This is a genomic window from Streptomyces sp. SID5643 (assembly GCF_009872555.1).
Lineage (GTDB): Bacteria > Actinomycetota > Actinomycetes > Streptomycetales > Streptomycetaceae > Streptomyces > Streptomyces iakyrus.
Map to the genome: position 1 here is coordinate 1 of NZ_WWIC01000207.1, position 14,381 is coordinate 14,381.

13 protein-coding genes are annotated in these 14,381 nt (G+C 69.9%); 1 reads left to right on the forward strand and 12 read right to left on the reverse strand.

Translation table 11 applies throughout. The features are described 5' to 3' along the window. Window positions 1-327: 327 nt before the first annotated feature. The 11 genes from GTY56_RS23470 to GTY56_RS23520 form a co-directional block, all read right to left on the reverse strand. Complete coding sequence (locus tag GTY56_RS23470; RefSeq protein WP_161367309.1) at window positions 328-672, reverse strand: GNAT family N-acetyltransferase; 345 nt, start codon at window positions 670-672, stop codon at window positions 328-330. A gap of 33 nt (window positions 673-705) precedes the next feature. Next, entirely contained in the window at window positions 706-1,125 is a 420-nt protein-coding gene (gene panD / locus GTY56_RS23475; protein ID WP_161367310.1) for an aspartate 1-decarboxylase, read from the reverse strand. A gap of 182 nt (window positions 1,126-1,307) precedes the next feature. Next, the gene (locus tag GTY56_RS23480; protein ID WP_237524991.1) at window positions 1,308-2,564 is read right to left on the reverse strand and encodes an RICIN domain-containing protein; all 1,257 of its coding nucleotides are present in this window, start codon (window positions 2,562-2,564) and stop codon (window positions 1,308-1,310) included. Window positions 2,565-2,623: 59 nt separating this feature from the next. After that, on the reverse strand, window positions 2,624-5,545 hold the full coding sequence (locus GTY56_RS23485) for a glycosyl hydrolase family 95 catalytic domain-containing protein (RefSeq protein ID WP_161367311.1): 2,922 nt from the start codon (window positions 5,543-5,545) through the stop codon (window positions 2,624-2,626). Window positions 5,546-5,680: 135 nt separating this feature from the next. Further along, window positions 5,681-7,156 (reverse strand): ricin-type beta-trefoil lectin domain protein, encoded by a 1,476-nt coding sequence (locus GTY56_RS23490; protein WP_161367312.1) that lies wholly within the window; start codon window positions 7,154-7,156, stop codon window positions 5,681-5,683. A 479-nt stretch (window positions 7,157-7,635) separates the two neighbouring features. After that, on the reverse strand, window positions 7,636-8,517 hold the full coding sequence (locus GTY56_RS23495) for a sigma-70 family RNA polymerase sigma factor (RefSeq protein WP_161367313.1): 882 nt from the start codon (window positions 8,515-8,517) through the stop codon (window positions 7,636-7,638). Between the two features lie 68 nt (window positions 8,518-8,585). Continuing rightward, window positions 8,586-8,936 (reverse strand): SDR family oxidoreductase, encoded by a 351-nt coding sequence (locus tag GTY56_RS23500; RefSeq protein WP_161367314.1) that lies wholly within the window; start codon window positions 8,934-8,936, stop codon window positions 8,586-8,588. Next, a complete protein-coding gene (locus GTY56_RS23505) occupies window positions 8,933-10,135 on the reverse strand; it encodes a mandelate racemase/muconate lactonizing enzyme family protein (protein ID WP_161367315.1) in 1,203 nt (400 codons plus the stop codon). The genes GTY56_RS23500 and GTY56_RS23505 overlap by 4 nt, the downstream gene beginning before the upstream one ends. Window positions 10,136-10,138: 3 nt before the next feature. Continuing rightward, a complete protein-coding gene (locus GTY56_RS23510; RefSeq protein WP_161367316.1) occupies window positions 10,139-10,969 on the reverse strand; it encodes a carbohydrate ABC transporter permease in 831 nt (276 codons plus the stop codon). Continuing rightward, window positions 10,969-11,949, reverse strand: coding sequence for a carbohydrate ABC transporter permease (locus GTY56_RS23515; RefSeq protein WP_237524990.1), 981 nt, complete (start codon window positions 11,947-11,949; stop codon window positions 10,969-10,971). Before GTY56_RS23515 ends, GTY56_RS23510 begins: the two co-directional genes overlap by 1 nt. 4 nt (window positions 11,950-11,953) lie before the next feature. Further along, window positions 11,954-13,225: an ABC transporter substrate-binding protein gene (locus GTY56_RS23520; protein WP_161367317.1), complete on the reverse strand. Its 1,272-nt coding sequence runs from the start codon at window positions 13,223-13,225 to the stop codon at window positions 11,954-11,956. A 159-nt stretch (window positions 13,226-13,384) separates the two neighbouring features. On the opposite strand from GTY56_RS23520, the gene GTY56_RS23525 reads away from it, so the two are divergent. Beyond that, on the forward strand, window positions 13,385-14,155 hold the full coding sequence (locus tag GTY56_RS23525) for a FadR/GntR family transcriptional regulator (RefSeq protein ID WP_161367318.1): 771 nt from the start codon (window positions 13,385-13,387) through the stop codon (window positions 14,153-14,155). Window positions 14,156-14,212: 57 nt separating this feature from the next. Here the strand turns inward: GTY56_RS23525 and GTY56_RS23530 are convergent. Continuing rightward, the coding region (locus GTY56_RS23530) for a ricin-type beta-trefoil lectin domain protein (RefSeq protein ID WP_161367319.1) at window positions 14,213-14,381 on the reverse strand (169 nt) is incomplete at its 5' end.

Sequence of the window (14,381 nt, forward strand, 5' to 3'; positions counted from 1 at the left end):
GCCCGGGGGCGGAGTGGGCGTCGGCGGAGGCGGGGTCGGCTCCGGGCCCGGCGGGGGTTGCGGGTTCGGCACCGGGTCGGGGTGCGGCTCCGGGCGCTGGGGGTCCGGGCCCGGTGTCGGCGCGGGCGGCACGGGGTCGGGGATCGGGTTGGTCATCAGGTCCTCCAGCCAGTAGGACGGCTCCGGCTCTGGACTACCCCCGCCTACCCGGCACCCGCCTCCGCAGTCACTCCCCCGCGGGACGGGAGGGGACCAGGTGGGGCAGTGGGGCCGGGACGACGGGCACGGCCGTCGCGAGCGGCCGGGATCCCAGAGGCGGACCGGGTCTCAGAAACGGCCGGGATGCGCCCTCAGCCAGTCCTTCGCCGCCGCGAGGAGCGCCTCGTCGGCCGGCTGGGCCTCGTCCGGGTGACGTTCGGCCCACTTGGTGACGTACGGGCAGAGCGAGGCGACGGCGCTGTGCTCGCGGCCTGCGAGGGCGAACAGCTCGCGTGCGAGCGAACCGGCGATGCCCTTGCCCTCGTGGGCCGGCTCGACGATCGTGTGGACGGGCACGAGCGCGCGCTCGGGGCTTTCGAGTACGAAGTACTCGATGCGGCCGACGACGTCACCGCCGGCCACGGCCTCCAGCCGGCCCGCCGCCCGGTCGTCGCGGATCTCCGGGTCGCTCATGGACACGCTCCTGTACGGTTCCGGCTGCCCCGGTCAGGCCCGGACGGCCTGCGGGCTGCGCTGCTGGTCCGATCCGGGCACCGGCTCGGACGGGTCGGCGCCGAGGGCCACGATCCGGTTGTCGTGGTCCACGTGCACGACCCGGGGGGTGAGTGCCCGCGCCTCGGCGTCCGTCACCTGGGCGTAGCTGATGATGATCACGAGGTCGCCGGGGTGGACGAGATGGGCGGCGGCCCCGTTGATCCCGATCACGCCGGATCCGCGCTCGCCCTCGATGACGTACGTCTCCAGCCGGGCGCCGTTGGTGATGTCCACGATGTGCACGAGCTCGCCGGGCAGCAGATCGGCGGCGTCGAGCAGATCGGCGTCGATGGTCACGGATCCCACGTAGTGCAGGTCGGCCTGGGTGACGGTGGCTCGGTGGATCTTGGACTTGAACATGGTGCGCAGCATGTTGAACTCCCGGAAGACGGCTCCCTGCCTGCTTTGTGCAGGTCAAAGGCGGTTTTCACTCTACACGGGCACACGTCGGAGTCGATGGTTGTGAGAAACATCGCTTCAGCCCGGGGAGAGAGCTCACTGTCTGCGCTTGATGAAGGCGGCCGTGACCACTGCGGCCGCCTTCACGCCTCTGCTTACCCTCGGGCCCAGCGTTGGTTGACGCCGGTGTGGCAGCTCCACACGATCACCGCAGCGCCGTTGGCGGTGCTGCCGCCGTTGACGTCCAGGCAGAGTCCGGTCTGGACGTTGGTGACGGTTCCGTCGGTGTTCACCTTCCACTGCTGGTTCGCGCCGCCGGTGCAGTCCCAGATCCGTGCCCGGGCACCGGAGGCGGCGTTGCCCGGCACGTCCAGGCATCTGCCCATCACCCGCAGGGTCTGTCCGGTCTGGGTGAACTGCTGGTTGGTGCCGGTGTGGCAGTCCCAGACGACCATCTGGGCACCGTTGGACGAGTTGGCACCGCTGACGTCCAGGCACCGGCCGGCGGACTGGCTCCGGAGCCGGAATGTGGTCGGGTTCGGGGGATTCGGATCCGGGTCGGCACCCGTGAAGAATTTCCAGACCTCTCCCTTGACCCAGCTCCTGGCGCCGCTCTCACATCCGGCGCACCCGTCCACAGGGCCCTGCTGGTGACCTCCGTCGAACGCGGCCCAGACGACCGGATACCCCTCTCGGCAGCCCGAGTAGGCGGTGGTGATGTGGGTGCGGCTGCCCTGCGCGGGCTCCGGCGGGTTCTGGGGAGTGCAGCCGTTGTTCCGGACGAACCTGTCCCGCATCCCGCGGCCGGCGCCGATGTTGTCGTTGATGCCGTGGATTCCCATGTACGCGAAGGGCTGGGTGCCGCCGCTGCACCCGCTGATCCCCCCGGGCGCGGCTATCGCGGCGACCGCACGGAAGACGTTGGGCCTGGCGCATGCGAGTGCGTAGCTCATGGCTCCGCCGTAGCTGAACCCGAGGGCGAAGCGCTGCGTGGTGTCGACGCACAGATCGTTGTCGATACGCCTGATCATGTCGTCGACGAAGGTCACGTCCTCTCCGCCGGAGTTGCCCCAGCCGTTGTTGAGGCCCTGCGGAGCCACGAAGATCGCGCTGTTGTTCGCCAGTCGCCGGAGTCCGTAGTGGGCGTAGACATCGCCGTCGCTTCCGCCGCCGGCGACCTGCCCGGCGGTGCCGCCCAGCCAGTGGAATCCGAAGACCAGTCGATACTGGCGGGTGTTGTCGTAGTTCTCGGGGATGCTCAGGATGAAGGAGCGGCTCTTGCCGCCGCTTTGCATCGTGTGCGTGCCGTTGGTCAGTGTGGGGGCACGTCCGCATCCGGGGGTCCCCGCGAGGGTGGCCCCGGCGGTGGGCGACGTGTCGGCCGCAACGCTGACTCCTGCCATGCCGGCCATGGCCAGAACGAGCAAGGCCGCCAACACCGCTCGCCCGAACAACCATCTGTGCATCGACATCATGCGACTCCCTCGCTGCTCGGTGACATGGCTCTGACTGGCCGGTGGGACCGCGGTGCGCCCTGGGGCTGGATGCGGTCGAGCCGGAATCGCTGGTTGGTGCTGCCGGTGGCCGCCCACTGGGAGATGCGGGCTCCGTCGGCGGTGGAGGCCTCCCACACGTCCAGGGCGAGGCCGCTCTGCCGGTTGACCAGACTGATCACGCCACCGCCGTGGTCGACTGCCCGCCACTGCTGGCCGGTGGTGTCGGTGTCCGGCTGCTGGGTGATGTCGGCGCCGCTGCCGCTGCCGGCGACGTGCAGGAACAGCCCGCTGTGCCCGAGCCGGATCTTGTAGTGCCCGTCGTCGGAGGGCAGGAACGCGAAGTGCTGGTTGGGACCGGCGGTGATCTGCCACTGGATCAGCCGCGCACCGGCGGCCGTTGACGCACCGTTGATGTCGGCGGCCTTGCCGCTGTGCTGGGCCACCAGCCGATAGGGCACGCCGGCCTCCACCGGACCCGGCCTGAGTGCGGACGCGCGGTAGGTGCGGCCGGCCTGGCCGGTGAACTCGATGAGATCGGCCTCGGGCCGCTTCGGCTGGACCGGCTCGCCGCTCGATTCGTCCCGCAGCGTGAAGTCGCCGGTGAAGATCCGGCTGCGCACCCGGACGGCACCGGTTCGGTCGGGTGTGACGACGAAGTCGATCCGGCCGCCGCTCCACTCGGCGCCGACGGTGTGTCCGCCGCGTCCGCGCAGTCCGCTGACGCGCCCGGCGGGCCAGGCGGCCGGCAGCGCGGGCAGCACGTGCAGTTCGCCGTTGTGGCTCTGGAGCAGCATCTCCGCGATGCCCGAGGTGGCGCCGAAATTGCCGTCGATCTGGAAGGGCGGGTGCAGGTCGAACATGTTGGGCGCGAGCCGGTCCGTCCGCACCAGGTCCCGGATCAGCTTGTGGGCCCGGGCGCCGTCCTCCAGCCGCGCCCAGAAGTTGATCTTCCACGCGAGCGACCATCCCGTCCCGTCGTCACCGCGCAGCTCCAGCGTCCGCCGCGCGGCCTCGTGCAACTGGGGTGTCCCGCGCTTGGTGATCTGGTTGCTCGGATGCAGACCGTACAGGTGGGAGACGTGCCGGTGATTCCGCTCGGTCTCCACCCAGTCGGCCAGCCACTCCTGGATGTTGCCCCTGGAGCCGACCCGCGTCGGCGCCAGCCGGTCCCGGGCCGCCAGTGCCTGAGCGCGGAAGGGGGCGTCCACGCCGAGGACTTCGCCGGCGCGGGCGACGCCGGTGAACAGGTCGCGCAGGATCTGGTTGTCCATGGTGGGCCCGGCGCAGACGGTGGCGTTCGCGTGGTGAGCGAGCTCCGGAGAGTTCGACGGGTTGGTGACCAGGTGTCCGAGCGTCGGGTGGGCGACCAGGGTGTCGAGGAAGAACTGGGCGGCGCCCTTCAGGGCCGGATAGTTCGAGCGGAGGAAGTCGGTGTCACCGGTGAACAGGTAGTGGTCCCAGATCAGGGTGGCCAGCCATGCGCCACCGGTCTGCCACATCCCCCACTGCGCTCCGTCGACGACCGAGGCGCCCCGCCACGCGTCGGTGTTGTGGTGCGTCACCCAGCCGCCGGCGCCGTACTGCGCCTGGGCCACCCGGGCCCCGGTCACGGTCAGGTCGTCGATCATGTCGAAGACCGGGCGGAAGCACTCGGACAGGTTCGTCGTGTCGGCGGGCCAGTAGTTCATCGGCAGGTTGGCGTTGATGGTGAACTTCGAGTCCCAGGACGGAGCCATCTGGTCGTTCCAGATGCCCTGCAAATTCGCCGGCTGGGTGCCCGGCCGGGAGGACGAGATGAGCAGGTACCGGCCGAACTGGAACAACAGGGCGGAGAACTGCGGGTCGTTCACCTGCGCGTGCTGCGCGATCCGTACGTCGGTCGGCTGGTCGGCCGCCGCCGTACGGCCCAGATCGATCGACACCCGGTTGAACAACCGCTGGTAGTCGGCGAGATGCCGGCGGCGCAGTTCGTCGACGCCGACGTTGCGGGCGGCGTCGAGGTGGCGCCGCGCGATCCCCTGGTAGTCGCCGTCGACCTTCCGGAAGTCCACGTAGCTGGAGCCGATCGACACCAGCACCGTCACGCTGGTGGCGCCCGAGACCCGCAGCGTGCCGCCCGAACTGCTGACCGTGCCGCCGGTCACGGCGGCGTGGGCCAGGGCGAGGAATCGGACCCGCCCGGTGATGCCTTCCATGGTGCCGGAGGTGCCGTCGAGGGCGATCGTGGCCCCGTCCGGGCTGGACACCGTGGTGCGTTGCGGGCTGTCGAAGGTGGCGGTGAAGGTCAGGGAGTTGGCGCGGTCGGCCGTCAGCCGGGTCACGATCAGCTGGTCGGGTGCGCTGGCGAACACCTCACGCCGGTACCGCACGCCGTTCAGCACGTAGGTCGTGACGGCCGTGGCGGTGGTGAGGTCGAGCGTCCGGTTGTGCTGCGACGCACCGGTGGCGCTGCCGAAGGAGAGCCGAAGGTTTCCGACCGGCTGGTAGGCCAGCTGTCCGGCGGGGCTGCCCAGCATCGCCTGATTGATCAGGTCCTGCGCCGGTCCCCACTGGTCCGCGAAGACCCGCCGCCGGATCTCCGCGATGTTGGCCGCGCCGCGGGTGTTGGCGGAGTCGTACGGACCGCCGGCCCAGACAGTGTCCTCGTTGAGCTGGAGTCGTTCGGTGTCGACGTTGCCGAACACCATCGCGCCCAGGCGTCCGTTGCCGATCGGCAGTGCCCGCAGCCAGTCCGCGCCGGCCGGCTTGTCGTACCACAGGGCGAGGTCGTCGGCGGCCAGAACCTCCGGCGGGACGGCCGAGCCGGTCCTGGCGACGGCCGTCCACCCACCCGGCACGATCCCTGCGCCGGCCGCCGCCCCGGCGGCGAGGAACCGTCTGCGTGTCACCTCGGACATGTCGTTCTCCCTTCACGGGCCGGAGCAGGTCGTTGACGTGGGTGATGACGAACCGCCGGTGCGAAAGGCGACGTCCGTACGGTGTCCTCGCCGACGAGTCGCAGGCCGTCGCCATCGGCTCGGCCGCGGCGGAGGTCACCGTCCGCCGTGTCGGGCGTCGCGTCGCGCGTCAGTGTTCTGGATCTGCCATTTCTGGTTGTCGCCGCCCCAGCACGCCCACAGCTGCACCTTGAACGCGGCGGTGTTCACGTCGAGGCAGAGGCCGGAGTGAACGCTGCGGACGGTGCCGTCAGTGCCGACCGTCCACCGCTGGTTGTCGCCGCCGTTGCACGCCCACGTGCCGACCACGGTGCCGTTCGTCGTCCCGCTGCTGTACGCATCCAGGCACTTCTGGCCCCCGAGTGCGGTGATCTGTCCGCCGGGCGTCAAGGTCCACTGCCGGCCGACCGAGTCGGCGCAGGTGTTCACCTGGACCTGGATGTTCGCCGTGGTCCCGCCGGGGATGTCCAGACAGCGCCCGGTGCCGACGTTGCGCACGAGGCTCGTCGGGGCCGGGGCTCCACCGTCCAGGCCCCAGCCGTACCGGAGGCGCTCGCGGCCGCTGGCACTGGGGGTGCTGAGCGTGAGGTTCGTACCGGTGCCGTGCAGTTTCTGCATGGCATACCAGTCGTCACCCTGGCCGGCGCGTATCTTTCCGCCCAGCCCGGGCCAGTAGACGGAGCCGATCCGCAGTTCCCGGAGCACCGTGGTGGTGGCCCGGAAGTAGCGCACGAAGTTGTCGGTGCTGCCGGCGTCGTGGTAGTTGAGCCCGGTATCCATCGGCGCGCCGAACTCGTCGACGACCGTGCGGTCCGCGCAGGAGCCGATCGCGTTCCGCAGGTACGCCACCCACTGGTCGTAGGTCTTCGCACCGCTGAAGAACGTGTAGTGGTGCAGCGACAGGAACGTCCCGTCCAGGCGGCGGTCGGCGCACATGGACTTGATGTCGGTGTTCAGGCCGGCGCCGCTGACGAAGACCCGGTTCCGCGGAACCGACGGGCGGCCGCTGATCCAGTTGCTCACCACGTTCGCCCACTCGCCGGCGGTGTGCCCGCCCGGTTCGTTCATCGGCTCGAAGTAGACGAGGCTGTTGGTGCCGTACCGGGCGAGCACGGTGTTCCACATGGCGTCGAAGGCGCTCTGGTCGACGATGCGACCGCCGCGGGCGGCCACCCCGTCCTCCCAGTAGGAGAGGACGACCTTGAATCCCTTGGCGGTGGCCGCGTCTATGGCACCCGTGTACGCGCTCCACCAACTCGTTCCGACCGTGTAGGTGTTGATCGGGAGCCGAACGGTGTTGGCGCCGAGGTTGTTCTCGAAGCCGGTGTAGACGGCGTTGGCTTTGGCCACGACCGTCTGGTAGCTGTCGGAGCCGCTCAACCCGTGCAGGACCAGCGGTCCACCGTGGAAGTTGTCACCGAGCCGGGCCCAGTTGACGCCGCGGAACTGGGCGGTGTCGGCGGCGGCGGCCGGCGAGGCGCTCTGGGGCCCGACGGCCGCGAGCGCGCCGAGAGCGGTCAGGACGCAGGCGAACGCCCGGGCGAGGTGACGCCGGCGGTGGGTGTGGGGCATGGTCGTGCCTTCCCGGTCGGCGGTGTGGTCACGTCTGCGCTGTGCGGGGTCTGTCGACGTCGGCCGCCTGCCGGCGGCCGGGCGAGCCGGCGCGGAGCTTGCCCTCTCCGCGCCGGCCCCCTCCCAGATCACTCGCGCAGCGAGCATGTCAGCGTCATGCCGCTGCCGTGGCGCCTGGAGAGCCTCACTCTGTCCTCGGCACCATTCGCAGTCGGAGCCGCATCACTGTGTGGGCGCCGGCAATCCGTAGATCGCTTTTGACTTCCCCGTCACAGGCCATGAATGGGCACCGTCACGGGGCGTCGACCAAAAGGTTGACAGATTGACATGGTCCATTCAAGAGGAAACCGTCGATATTTGTGGGGCTTGAGTCGTCGTGCCGCCAACCGGAAGGGCAGGACTATTAACGGCCACCCCACATAACCCTTTCACGCAGCGAATTGGAATGAGAGAGGTCTGTGGATCGCGGCACTTTTTCGTTATCGGCGACCGGCTTGAACAGTCGCATTCACATGCGCCGTGGTGCCGAAACTCCATGGCCGACGCCGTCGGCGGGACGGGAGCAGCGCCAAGGCGACGATCAGCCTCTCCAGGGGTACCAGTTCGCCGGCGGCCCGGCCGCAGTCCGCACAGGATCGGGTGTGCCGGACGATGCGCTTGCGCCACAGCGGGCTCGGTACGCCGTCCCAGCCCGTCAGCGCGGCGGTCAGCTCCGGGCACCGGGGGCCGGCTTCCAGCGCGGCGACGAGTGACCGGCTCATCTCCAGCTGGTTGCGCATCCGCTGGACGCGCACACCCGCGTGAGCCACGCTTGTTCCCAGCGCCGCCGCGAGCTCCGCCCTCGTCAGCCGGCCCGCGGTCTCCAGCGACCACAGCGACAGCAGCGCCCGGGCGTCCGGGTCGAGCCATCGACTGGCGCGTACTGTCTTCCGGCGATGACCGGACAGCTCGACGTGGATCAGGGCCAGGTTCTCGGCGTCGGCGTCCGGCGGGTCGGTCATCTCGTCGAGGGGGGCCGTCCGTTCGGCGTCCGCCTGCCGCCGGTGCAGATGGGTGCTGATCTGTCGTGTCGCGATCGTGGCCAGCCAGGGCCGGAAGCACTCCGGGGCGCGCAACGTGCGCAACTCGGGAAGGACCCGCAGCATCGTCTCCTGCACCACGTCGTCGACGTCCGCGAGCTCACCCAGTGCCCTGCGCACGATCGCGTACACCAGCGGCAGGTACGTCGCGGCCAGGTCGTCGAGCGCTCGTGGGTCGCCGGCCTGTGCGGCGACGACGAGGTTCGGCTCGTCGGCTCGGCCGGCTCGCTTCACGAGCCCGTACTTGTTGCCTCGGGCAAGGCCGCCCCAGGTGCCGGGCACGTCGCCCCTGTCAGGTTCGGAGGCACGATCGGCTCGGGTGCGGCCGGCCGGTAATGCCTGGCGACCCGTCATCGCCCCAGCCGTCCGCCATCAACGGGAAGCACGAGGGCGTTGACGTGGTCCGACGCCGGGGAGGCGGAAAACGCCGTGGCCCCGGCGGGATCGTCGGCTCGTCTGCAACGACCGGCCGGCATCCGGCCGAGGACTGCCCGGTCGCGCCGGGGATCCGCGCGCAACGCCTCGGTGTCGTGCGTGGCGACGCAGCCCGGTGCGACGGCTTCGGCGTCGACGCCGCACGCGCCCCACTGGTTCGCCGGGGCCGGCGTGCCCCACTCCTTCGCCGGGGCCGGCGCCTCGGCGACCCGGCTCTCGATCTCGGTCCCGAGGGTGCGGGCCCCGCGGTGGACAACCGCCTTCATCGATCCTCCATCTCCATGGTGTCTGACGTCCCTTCCGCGGTGGACCGGCATGGTCCGGGGGTGACCGCGAGCAGCCGCCGGCCGGCCTGCTCCGGCCGGACGTGCGGTCCGTCGGCTGCGTGTGCCGTGCCCTGGGGTGCCGCGGCCATCACCGTTTCGTCGACCCGGATGCCCAGGCCCGGCGTGTCGCCGAGCACGAAGGCGCCGTCCTCGACGTGCAGGTCCATCGCGACGCCGACCGGCGGCAAGAGGCCCTGTAGTTCGCTGACGAGGTGGTTGGGCACCGACGTCGCGGCGTGCAGCAGCGCGACAGGCGTGTTGCCGATCGGGCTGACCGGCAGGTCGTAGGCGTGCGCCAGCGCGGCGACACGCAGGAAGTGGGTGACTCCCCAGACCGCGGCCGTCTGGACGACGTCGACGCCGCCCGCCGCGATCAGCGGGCGGAACTGTTCGAGGCCGGTGAGGTTCTCCCCGCTGGCGACCGCCGTGCGTACGCCACGGCTGACAGCGGCCAGGCCGTCGGCGTCCCAGCGCCGGACCGGCTCCTCGATCCAGGTCAGGTCGAGTGTGCGTTCCAGTTCAGCGACGTGGCGTACCGCCTGCTTGCGGCTCCAGGACTCGTTCACATCCAGCATGAGCCCTGGCCGGGTCCCGTGCGCGGCCTCGGTCAGCACCTCGCGTACGAGCCACAGCCGGTGCCGGTCACGCTCGATGTCCAGGCCGCCCTTGAGCTTCGCCGCCCTCAGACCGCGTTCGGCATAGACCTGGTAGGCGGCGACGAGTTCGTCGTCGGTGAGGCCGATGTCCAGGCCGGAGGCGTAGGCGTGGACCGTGCGGTCGTTGCCGCCGAGCAACCGCCACAGCGGCTCACCCACGGCCTGTGCCTTGATGTCCCACAACGCCGTGTCGAACGCGCCGATCGTGCCGAACACCGCGCCGGCATGCCCGGCTTTGAAGGTGTGCCGCAGCATGCGGTCGTAGAGGGCCGTCACCGCGCGCGGGTCCTGCCCGTAGAGGGCGGCGAAGATCGCCTCGGCTTCCACGTGCGGTCCCAGGCCGACTCCGGTGATCCCCTCATCGGTCTCGACCATGACGACCGGTACGGGCATGACGCCGTCGGCGTAGACGCCGTTGGCGTCACCGACAGGCCGACCCCATCGCTGCGCCGTCGTCAGGGTTCTGTACCCGGTGATGCGCATGCGTCATCCCTTCGTCGCGCCGGCCGTCACGCCGTCGGCGATCTGGCGCTGCAGGAACAGGTAGGTCACCAACACGGGGAGCCCGGCGATCAGGACGCCGGCCGCGAAGGTGGGGATGTCGGCGGAGTACTGGCCGCGCAGTGCGGTGATGCCCACCATCAGGGTGCGGTGGTCGGCCGACGGCATCATCAGCAGCGAGATGAGCACGTCGTTCCAGCAGAACAGCGCGTCGAGGATGCCCACCGACAGCAGTGCCGGAGCACCCATCGGCAGCATGACGCGCCGGTAGACGCCGTACAGGGTGTTGCCGTCGATCCGTGCGGCGTCGACGAGCTCGGTGGGCACCGCTCGGTAGTAGCTCGTCATCAGGAAGACGGTGAACGGCAGGAACTGCGCGACGTAGGCGAGGACCAGCCCCGGATAGGTGTCGATGAGACCGCCGTCGGCCATGATCCTGGCCAGCGGCACCATGATCACCTGGAACGGGATGAACAGTGCCACGAGGCAGACCAGAGCCAGCGCGGACGAGCCGCGGAACCGCACCTGGGCCAGCGCGAACCCGGCCATGGACCCGATGAGCAGCAGCAGCGCCACGGCGCAGGCGACCACGATCACGGAGTTGAGGAAGTACCGCCCCATGCCGTCGCTGTTCCACGCGGTGCCGAGGTTGTCCCACCTCAGGGTGCCTGTCAGGGAGAACCGGTCGAGGACGTACTCCCGGCGGGTCTTCATCGCGACGTTGGCGGTGAACAGCAGCGGGTAGACCGTCGCCACGGCGAGGAGCGCCATCGGCACGGCGACCAGCCATCTGCTCGGTCCCAGGGGGCGGGACATCAGTCCTCCCTCCCCGCCCGGCGCAGCAGGCCGACCTGTAGCAGGCCCACGACCAGCATGATGAGGAAGAGGAGGGTGGACGCGGCCGACGCGAGCGCCGGGCGGCTCATCTGCCCCTGCTGGACCCAGATGTAGTACTCCGGGAGGTAGGTCCACCCTTCCGGGCCACCACTGGTCATGACGTAGAGCAGCCCGAACATCGAGGTCAGCATTCCGATCATCGTGGTGACGACGACGAACTGGATGGTGCGGGACAGCCCCGGGATGATGACGTGCCAGATCATCCGCGCGAGCGAGGCGCCGTCGACCCGGGCGGCGTCCAGGAGCGCGGGGTCCAGGGTCGAGAACCCGGCCAGGAACACCACCAGCGCCATCCCCGACGTCGCCCAGATGTGCACGCCGACGACGGTGAACATGGCCACGTCGGCATCGCCGAGCCAGTCCACCGGACCGAGACCCGAGCCGCCGAGCACGGCGTTCAGCGGACCGTCGAAGGCCAGGAGCAGGTTGAAGATCGCGCCGACGATCACCGGTGAGAGCACAGCCGGGAAGAAGTAGACGCTCCGGAAGATCCGGTGTCCTGGCACCCGCAGATGGATGAAGGTGGCGAGCAGTCCCGGGACCGCGACCGCGACCGGCAGCAGGAGCACCAGCCAGCCGACGTTGCGCAGCGCGGTGCGGAACAGCGGATCGTCGATGAGTTCCGCGTAGTTGTCGAACCCGACTGTGGCGCCGTTGTGTTCGCCGTCACCGGTGAAGGAGAAGTTGACCCCGAGGCCCAGTGGCCAGAGCCGGAGCACCACGATGATCAGCACGGCGGGAGCGACCAGGATGTAGGGGGCGAGGCGGTCGGCGCGCCGGCCGCTGCGGACGCGCGGCGACTTCGGAACAGGGCCGCGGCCGTCTGCCGGCTCACCTGCTCGCGCCGCGTCGGGCCGCCCTGCTTGAGCAGCGCGGCCCGACGAACCAACGGGTGACATGGCCTCAGCTCGCCTGCTCGGACGCCGCCAGCTGCCTGACCGCCGAGTCGACCGTGACCGATCCGCTCAGCAGTTGCTGGGACAGCCGCCCCATCAGGTCCACGGTCTTGGACGACAGGGCCACATGCAGGGCGGGCTTGCCACGGTCGATCTCGGACACGATCGTGGCGACGGCCGGGCCGGCGCCCGAGACGTCCACGGTGCGGTCGGCCGCGATGGCGCCGGCGTCGGTGTGGAACGACTTCAGTGCGTCGGTCGAGGTCAGGGAGCGCACCAGGTCGGCGGCAACCTTGGGGTCCTTGGTCCACTTCGCGACGGCGTAGCCGATGCCGCCGTCGTAGGGAAGGCTCGGCGTGGCCCCGGCCGTGACGACCGGCGACTTCATGACGCCGACATCGCCGGCGTCCAGGAATTCGGCGAAGTCCTTCCAGTGCCCGGTGTCCGACATCAACCCGACGACATGGGCGGCCTTGTTGGACTGGAACACCGCGAACGCGTCGTTGAACATCGCCGTCGAGTTCGCCCCGTCGTTGTTCAGGCCTTTGTCGTCGGCCTCCTTCCAGAGCGAGAAGACCCGCTTGACCGCCGGCGAAGACCAGTCCCGTCTGCCGGCGATCCAGTCGTCGTACTCCGTGGGCGACAGGACGCCCGAGCCGAGCCCGGAGAGGAAGAACTGGATACCGATGCCTTCCTTGTTGCCCTGTGCGAGGCACCTGGCACCGGTCGCCTCGGTGATGGTCCGGCAGTCGGCGACGAACTCGTCCCAGCTGGTGGCCGGCTGCTCCGGGTCCAGGCCCGCTTTCCGGTAGAGCGACTTGTTGTAGTAGATCGGGTGACCTTGCAAGGTCACCGGAGCGGCGTAGGTCTTGCCGTCCTTGGTGAAGGCCTCCCACCCGGCCAGCCGCTTCTTGTCGTCACGGACGTACTCGTCCAACGGCAGAAGAGAGTTCGCGCGGTCACGGATCTGCCCGCCGCCGTTGAAGAGCATGACGTCCGGCCCCTTGCCGGCCTGGAGAGCGGCCCCGAGCAGGGTGTAGTACTGCTCGAAGGGCTGCGCGACGAACTCGACCGTCACGCCGGGATGCCGCTCGGCGAAGTCGGCCTTGGCCTTCTTGACGTACGAGGACGCTGTGGCGTCGCCGGACTTCCAGTCCCAGACGACGAGCTTGCCCTGCGAACCGCCGGGCGCCGCATCCGGGTCGGAGGCGCTTCCGCAGCCGGCTGAGACGACGAGCCCGGCAACCAGGATCGCCGACCACGGTAATCGCTGCTTCATTGCTGCCCCACTCTCCACAGGTGGCCGGCTGTCCGGCGATTGAGGTTGAGGAAGAACGCAACTCGTATGACGTATGTAACTCGTATGACGTATGACGTCAACCGGATGCCGTATAGTTGGCGAGCATCCGTGGTAGGGCACGGGTCCCCGGGGGGTGTCATGACGGCAGTACCGCAGTCATCCGCAGAGGCCTCCGGAGCTCCCGCCTGGAGCCGGCGCCCCGCGAATCTGGCCGCCGCGGTCACGGCTGAGCTGGTGGAGCGGATCGTCCGCGGAGTCCATCCGTCCGGTTCGCCGCTCCCCCCCGAGCCCGTGCTCTGCGAGACCTTCTCGGTCAGCCGCACCGTGGTCCGCGAGGCGGTGAAGATACTCCAGGAAAAAGGGCTGGTGCAGGTCCGTCAGGGCGCCGGCACGATGGTCACCCCGCCGGCGAAGTGGAACATGCTGGACGAACTGGTCCTCGGCGCGACCATCGCCGAGGACGAGAGCCTGGCCATCCTCGATCACCTCGTCGCGACCCGCCGCGCGCTGGAGTCCGATATGGCCAACGTCGCCGCCCGCCTGGCGAACGCCGAGGTGATCGACCAACTGCGCACCCTGGTGGAGCGGATGGACGAGCTCGTCGACGACCCCGCCTCGTACCACGAGGAGGACCGGGCGTTCCACGACACCGTCATGCAGGCCTCGGGTAACCGCATCGGCCGTGCCGTGGTCCGTTCGCTGGAGCGCCAGGTCATCGACTCGGCCCGTTACATGGGCCGAACCGGCCGCGCCTTCTGCGTCGCGTCCAACCACGGCCATCGGCGCATCTACGAGCAGATCGCCGCGCACGACCCCAAGGGTGCGGCCGAGGCGATGTTCACCCACATCACCGAGGCATGGGTGGTGCGCCGCAGGGGGCCGGGCGAGCCGACCCGGCTGCGGCGTTAGAGGCGAGCCTCGCTTCCGGCCTGCGGGTCCTGCCGCGCGCGAGGCCGACGCCTTCCGCTAGCGCAGTGCCCACTGCTGGTTGGTGCCGCCGTTGCAGGACCAGAGGATGATCCTGGTGCCGTTGGCGGTGCCGCCGGCGTTGGCGTCGAGGCACAGTCCGGACTGGACGCCGGTGATGGTGCCGTCGGGGTTGACGTTCCACTGCTGGTTGGTGCCGCCGTTGCAG

Excerpts from the sequence above, each read along its gene's own strand:
- GTY56_RS23470 (WP_161367309.1), bottom strand. The coding sequence starts at position 672 with ATGAGCGACCCGGAGATCCGCGACGACCGGGCGGCGGGCCGGCTGGAG.
- panD (WP_161367310.1), bottom strand. The coding sequence starts at position 1,125 with ATGCTGCGCACCATGTTCAAGTCCAAGATCCACCGAGCCACCGTCACC.
- GTY56_RS23480 (WP_237524991.1), bottom strand. The coding sequence starts at position 2,564 with ATGGCCGGCATGGCAGGAGTCAGCGTTGCGGCCGACACGTCGCCCACC.
- GTY56_RS23485 (WP_161367311.1), bottom strand. The coding sequence starts at position 5,545 with ATGTCCGAGGTGACACGCAGACGGTTCCTCGCCGCCGGGGCGGCGGCC.
- GTY56_RS23490 (WP_161367312.1), bottom strand. The coding sequence starts at position 7,156 with ATGCCCCACACCCACCGCCGGCGTCACCTCGCCCGGGCGTTCGCCTGC.
- GTY56_RS23500 (WP_161367314.1), bottom strand. The coding sequence starts at position 8,936 with ATGAAGGCGGTTGTCCACCGCGGGGCCCGCACCCTCGGGACCGAGATC.
- GTY56_RS23505 (WP_161367315.1), bottom strand. The coding sequence starts at position 10,135 with ATGCGCATCACCGGGTACAGAACCCTGACGACGGCGCAGCGATGGGGT.
- GTY56_RS23510 (WP_161367316.1), bottom strand. The coding sequence starts at position 10,969 with ATGTCCCGCCCCCTGGGACCGAGCAGATGGCTGGTCGCCGTGCCGATG.
- GTY56_RS23515 (WP_237524990.1), bottom strand. The coding sequence starts at position 11,949 with ATGTCACCCGTTGGTTCGTCGGGCCGCGCTGCTCAAGCAGGGCGGCCC.
- GTY56_RS23520 (WP_161367317.1), bottom strand. The coding sequence starts at position 13,225 with ATGAAGCAGCGATTACCGTGGTCGGCGATCCTGGTTGCCGGGCTCGTC.
- GTY56_RS23525 (WP_161367318.1), top strand. The coding sequence starts at position 13,385 with ATGACGGCAGTACCGCAGTCATCCGCAGAGGCCTCCGGAGCTCCCGCC.